Origin of the sequence: Flavobacterium sp. (genome assembly GCF_028712645.1) — a bacterium.
Lineage (GTDB): Bacteria > Bacteroidota > Bacteroidia > Flavobacteriales > Flavobacteriaceae > Flavobacterium.
Window position 1 is genome coordinate 1 of record NZ_JAQTPQ010000314.1, and the last position, 3667, is coordinate 3667.

Consider the following 3667-nt stretch of genomic DNA (forward strand, 5'->3'; position numbering starts at 1 on the left):
AATCAAAGTGCAAAAGTCCATATTGATGCTTTTCCAAATCAGATTTTCAATGCAATAGTTTTTCGAAAATCACAGGCATCTGATCAAACAAATGGTTCTTTCCAAATCGAATTAAAATTAGAGTTGTCAGGAACAAAACTTGCTGTTGGAATGTTTGCTAAAGCCGAAATAAAAACAAAAAACACATCTAATTTACCTGTCATTCCGTATGACGCTTTGATTGAGGCAGACGGTAATAATGCTTTTGTATTTGTTCCTTTTAATAATGGCGTAAAACGAATTCCTATCATCATTGATAGTTTCAATAATAATCAAATTACGGTCAAAAGTGGTTTAGAAAACATTAAATCAATTATTGTTTCCAATAGTGCCTTCCTAAATGAAAATTCAATTATAAAAATCATAAAATAATACACGATGAATTTAACTAATTTTTCAGTCAAAAATTATCAATTCACCTTGGTAATGTTTATTATGGTAGCAGCGGTTGGTTTAGTTACTCTGTTTACTATGCCTAGAGCCGAAGACCCACAAATTAATCCGCCAACATTTCCAATTGTTGTGGTTTATCCCGGAACAAGCCCAAAAGATATGGAGGAATTGGTTGCAAAACCAATTGAAAAAAAACTATATGAATTAGAAAACGTAAACAAAATTATTACAACTATTGAAGATGGCTTGGCCATAATTACAATCGAATTCAAATACGGAGTTAAAGTTGATGAAAAATACCAAGAGGTGGTTAGAGAAGTCAATAGTTTGCAAGACAAGCTCCCAAAAGACTTATATAGTTTAGAAATAAAAAAGTTTGACCCATCAGACGTAAGTATTCTACAACTTGCTTTAGTTTCTGAAAATGCTTCTTACACAGCGTTAAGAAAAAGTGCCGAAGATCTTACAGAGAAATTAGAAAAAATAACCGACCTAAAAAAAATAAAAGTTTCAGGTGTTCCTGATGATGTTGTTCGTATTGACCTTCAAATAGATAAAATTGCCCAACTTAAAATCCCTTTGAATGTTGTTGTGGGAAGTTTACAAAGTGAAGATGCAAATATCCCCGGTGGAAATATAAACGCTGGCACCAAAACTTTTAATGTAAAAACAAGTGGCAAATTTAGCGACCTCAATGACATTGCGAATACAGTAGTTTACAATTCAAACGGAAAAATTGTTTATTTAAAAGATGTTGCCATTATAGATTTTAAAAACGAAACCGAAAAACATATTACAAGACTAAACGGACATCGATGTGTACTTGTAACTGCAGCACAAAAAGTGGCGACCAACATAAGTACTAATCAAAAAAAGTATATTCCAGTTATCAATGATTTTGAAAAAACACTTCCCAAAAACATAAAACTAATAAAGAACTTCGACCAAGGCGATAATGTGGCACAACGATTAGGCGGTTTAGGAATTGACTTTGCTATAGCAATATTTTTAGTGCTTTTTACCTTACTTCCATTGGGTTCAAGAGCATCTATTATTGTTATGTTTTCAATTCCGTTATCTCTTGCATTAGGATTAGTGGGTTTAAATATGTTTGGAATTTCACTAAACCAATTAAGTATTGTAGGTCTGGTTGTCGCATTAGGATTACTTGTTGATGATAGCATTGTAGTGGTCGAAAATATTGAAAGATGGTTGCGTGATGGTTACAGTCGAAAAGAAGCGGCGATTATGGCAACCAAACAAATAAGTTTGGCGGTACTGGGAGTTACAGCAACGTTGGTAATCGCATTTTTGCCAATGATTTTTTTACCTGGTGGACCAGGAGAATTTGTTAGAGGCTTACCATTAGCCATAGTTTCGAGTGTTATAGCATCGTTGCTTGTCTCTTTAACTGTAGTGCCTTTTTTGGCAAGTAGGATTTTAAAGGAGCACACAAATCCCGAAGGGAACATATTTTTGCGAGCGTTAAAAAAAGGAATTAGCAGTACCTATTCTGTCCTAATGGCTAAAGCGCTTAAAAGACCAATACTAACATTAGTAGTTTCATTCAGTTTATTTCTTTGTTCGGCATTACTATTTCCTGTCATTGGATTTAAACTATTTCCTGCTTCCGAAAAACCTATTTTTCTAGTAAATATTAGAATGCCATTACAAACCAACATTCAGGAAAGTGACAGAATTACAAAGATGGTTGAAGATAGTATCAAAAACAACAAACAAATAGTTTTTTATACTAGCAACGTAGGTAAAGGAAATCCGCCTGTTTATTATAATGTTTCTCAACAAGAAGAAAAGAGTGATTTTGCACAATTATTTATCCAAATGGATAACCACGCCAAACCATCAGCAAAGAAAAAGTTAATTGAAGATTTAAGACAGCAGTTTGCTGATTTTCCATATGCAAAAATCGAAGTAAAAGATTTTGAACAAGGCCCACCAATTGAAGCTCCTATTTCAATACGTGTTTTTGGAGATAATCTCGATACATTACGAAAATTGTCCTTCAAGGTAGAACAAATCGTAAAATCTAACTCGGGTGCAATTTATGTAAATAACGAGTTAAATTTATTAAAAACAGATGTTAAGGTAAGAATCAATAAAGAAAAAGCGAGAACACTTGGCGTTTTAACTGCAGATATTGACAAAACCATTCGAATGGCAATTGCAGGATTTCAAGTAGGAACTTACTCTAACGGAGAAGGAGATGATTTTAATATTGTTGTCAATGTTCCTAGAGAAAAAGTGGCAACCTTATCCGTTTTTGATAATTTATATGTAAATAATGCCGTAGGAACTCCAATAGCTTTAAATCAAATTGCAACCATTTCATTTGAAACTTCACCTACAACAATTAACCATTTCAATAAAAATAGATTTGCAAAAATAACGGCATATACTCAAAAGAACATTTTGGCTAATAATATTCTAAAAGATATTGTACCAAAATTAGACAAAATGAAATTACCCAATGGGTATTATTATAAATTATCGGGCGAAGTAGAAAGTGAAGACGATGCTTTTGGTGGATCATTTATTACAGTAATCCTATTATCCGTATTTTTATTTATTGCGATACTCATTTTACAATTCAAAACTTTTAAGGGAACATTAATCGTTTTATCGGTTATCCCTTTAGGTGTTTTCGGTGGAGTCATTGCTTTGTTTTTATCTGGAAATCCAATGTCGTTTATAGCTATTATCGGCTTTATTGGTTTGGCAGGAATAGAAGTTAAAAATTCAATCTTACTTGTTGACTTCACAAATCAACTTCGTGCAGATGGAATGGAACTCGATAAGGCCATTGAACAAGCAGGCGAAATACGTTTTCTTCCTGTGGTACTAACTTCACTAACTGCTATTGGAGGATTAATCCCCTTGGCATTAAATCCAAATCCTCAAATATCTCCTTTAGCATTAGTCCTGATTGGAGGTCTAATAAGCTCAACTATACTTTCTCGAATCGTAACTCCGGTAATGTATAAATTGATACCTCCTAAAATTGAAGAATAATGAAAATAAACAGTAAAAACAAGTTTTAACCAAATTAAAAATTAACAACTATGAAATGGAAAATCTATCTTTTTACATCTATTGAGTTTTTGGTTCTACCCTTTTGTTAGCAATATTCATTTTTTATAAAGAAACAAATAACTCAAAATCATTTTTAACTACTATTATAATTTGATCAAATTTTCAAAAACCAATACAGAGCAAA

At 32.5% G+C, this 3667-nt stretch carries 2 protein-coding genes; both read left to right on the forward strand.

Annotated features, from left to right (window positions below; translation table 11 throughout):
* Positions 1-411: efflux RND transporter periplasmic adaptor subunit (locus PHC28_RS16980; protein WP_367278061.1), on the forward strand; the 411-nt coding region annotated here is incomplete at its 5' end.
* A 6-nt stretch (positions 412-417) separates the two neighbouring features.
* Positions 418-3462, forward strand: coding sequence for an efflux RND transporter permease subunit (locus tag PHC28_RS16985; RefSeq protein WP_300103377.1), 3045 nt, complete (start codon positions 418-420; stop codon positions 3460-3462).
* Positions 3463-3667: the final 205 nt, after the last annotated feature.

Bases quoted from the DNA above. Each gene is read 5' to 3' on its own strand.
- PHC28_RS16985 (WP_300103377.1), top strand. From the start codon at position 418: ATGAATTTAACTAATTTTTCAGTCAAAAATTATCAATTCACCTTGGTA.